Raw genomic sequence first — 2271 nt, forward strand, 5'->3', positions numbered from 1 at the left:
TCAGCGTAGTGGTTGGCGGGTGCCGGTGGTGATCCGGCGGAGTTCCTGGTTGCGGGCGTGGTGGTCGCGGAGGCGGTAGGAGTCGCCGTCGAGGTTGATGACGACGCTGCGGTGGAGGAGCCGGTCGAGCATGGCGGCAGCGACGGTGGTGTCGCCGAGGATGTCGCCCCAGGATCCGACGGGCCGGTTCGTGGTGATCACGATCGAGGTTTTCAGGTAGCGCTGGGACACGACCTGGAACAACGCCGAGGCGGCCTCGGCCGGCAACGGGAGGTAGCCGAGCTCGTCGATGACGAGCAGGGTGGGTCCGGCGTAGAACCGCATGGTGGTGGCCCAGCGGCCTTCGATCGCGGCCCGGTGGCAGCGGGCGGTCAGGTCGGCGGCGGTGGTGAAGTAGGTGCGGTAGCCGGCATGCGCGGATGCTCGGGCCAAACCGACCGCCAGATGTGTTTTCCCGACCCCGGGTGGTCCGATCATGAGTACGTTGGTGGCGGATTCCAGGTAGCGGCAGGTGCCGAGCTCAGCGACCAGCTGCCGGTCCAGTCCGGTGGCGGCGTCGTAGTCGAAGTCGTCCAGGCTGGCGGGGGTGGGCAGGCAGGCGAACCGGAGCCGGCCGGCGAGGCGGCGGGCCTCGGTCGCGTCGACTTCCAAGCCGAGCAGCCGCTCCAGTGCGGCGGTCAGCGACAGGCCTTCGGCGCTGGCTTGGTCGAGGACGGTCGACAGCTGCTCGGCGGCGGTGTGCAACCGGAGGGTGGCGAGGTGACCGCGCAGCTGCTGATAGCGGGACGCAGCCGCCGCGGTCAACGGCAGATCCTCGTCGCTCGATCGGGTGGTGCTCATGTGAGGGTGTTCCTTCCGTGGGCGGCGCGTTCGTAGCTGGCGAGATCGACGACAGTCCCGCTGCTGCTGCTGCTGCTGCTGCTGCTGGTGGGTTGGTCGCCGCGCAGCGTCGCGGCCGCGGCGAGGGCGGTCTGACCGGGCGGGATCCGTTCCTTGCGGCGGTGCGGTCCCCGGGCCGCCGCCGCGGCGGTGATGGCCATCGTGTTGAGGGCGGTGACATGGGTGTGGTGCCGGACCTGAACACCGGCACCGTCGGGTTCCAGCCGGTGCCGGGCGACCACGATCCCTGCGGGGGTGGCGATATCGACCAGCCAAGCACCAACGGTCTGAGTCAGGGTCATGGTCGTGTGGGCGAGCTCGGGTGGCACCGAGTACTGGTTGCCGCGGTAGGAGACCAACGCTTGCCGCGACACCACCCGGGTCTCGGTGAGCCGCAGTGGATACGGGATCGGCGGGACCGGTCGCAGCGGCTCCCGGGCCGCGACCGTGGCGACGGTCGCCTTCGGCTCACCGGAGTGGCTGCGGCGCAGCCGGGTGTCGCCCCGCAGGGTGGCGAACCGGTCACAGTCGGCTTGGGCCTGCTCGACGGTCAGGTCGTCGGCGAGGGTGCGCCACCACCGTTGCGCCGCGGTGTGGTTGACCTTCTCCACCACCCCTTTGCGGTGCCCGGCCCTCGGTGGGCAGATCTTGACCATCACGCCGTAATGCTTCGCGACCCCGGCGAAGGTGGCGGTCACCCGGCCGGAGCCGGGATGGCAGACGGTGGCCATCCGGTCGAACCGCCACCGCTGCGTCACCCCGCCCAGACCCCGACAGATCCGGTCCAGGCCCTCGACCAGATGCGGCTGATCCATCGACGCGGACAGGTAGCCGCGCCACCGACCGGAATGGGCCAGGGAGCCGACCAGCAGATGCGCCATCGACCCCCACCCCCACGCATCGGGTGGGTCGGGCAGGTCGACCCAGTCCCACTGCGTCTCCTCACCCGCCGGATGCGGGATGATCGCGTTCGCCCGCTCCGTCGCCCGGCCGCAATCAGCACAGACCGGGCGCAGCTGGCGGTTCCGGATCTGCCGGGTCAGCGTCTGATACGACGACCCGAAACCGAGGGCCTGCAGCTCGTCGAACAACGTGATCGCCCACAGATGCGGGTCCTCGACCAGCCTCGCGGTCACATAGGCCACGAACGGCGCAAACGGATCAGTGGCCTGTTTGCGCACCCCCGGTTCGCGTTTCCCGTTCAGGTAGTCCCGGACCGTCTTACGGTCCCTGCCGACATGGCGGGCGATCGCGGTGATCGTCCACCCCTGCCGGGCAAGCGCGTGGAAATCCACGTCTTCCTCCCGTGTGATCATGAGAACCGGGTCTCCTTCGAACAGCTGGTGAGTGGTCAGAGACCACCAGCCTCGAAGGAGACCCGCCCTCGTTAGC

At 69.7% G+C, this 2271-nt stretch carries 2 protein-coding genes; both read right to left on the reverse strand.

Translation table 11 applies throughout. The features are described 5' to 3' along the window. Complete coding sequence (gene istB / locus ABD714_RS22925) at positions 1 to 840, reverse strand: IS21-like element helper ATPase IstB (RefSeq protein WP_344814785.1); 840 nt, start codon at positions 838 to 840, stop codon at positions 1 to 3. Further along, on the reverse strand, positions 837 to 2195 hold the full coding sequence (locus ABD714_RS22930) for a Mu transposase domain-containing protein (RefSeq protein ID WP_344814786.1): 1359 nt from the start codon (positions 2193 to 2195) through the stop codon (positions 837 to 839). Before ABD714_RS22930 ends, istB begins: the two co-directional genes overlap by 4 nt. Positions 2196 to 2271: the final 76 nt, after the last annotated feature.

The sequence above is a fragment of the Microlunatus aurantiacus genome, assembly GCF_039536605.1.
Lineage (GTDB): Bacteria > Actinomycetota > Actinomycetes > Propionibacteriales > Propionibacteriaceae > Microlunatus > Microlunatus aurantiacus.

Excerpts from the sequence above, each read along its gene's own strand:
- istB (WP_344814785.1), bottom strand. The coding sequence starts at position 840 with ATGAGCACCACCCGATCGAGCGACGAGGATCTGCCGTTGACCGCGGCG.
- ABD714_RS22930 (WP_344814786.1), bottom strand. The coding sequence starts at position 2,195 with ATGATCACACGGGAGGAAGACGTGGATTTCCACGCGCTTGCCCGGCAG.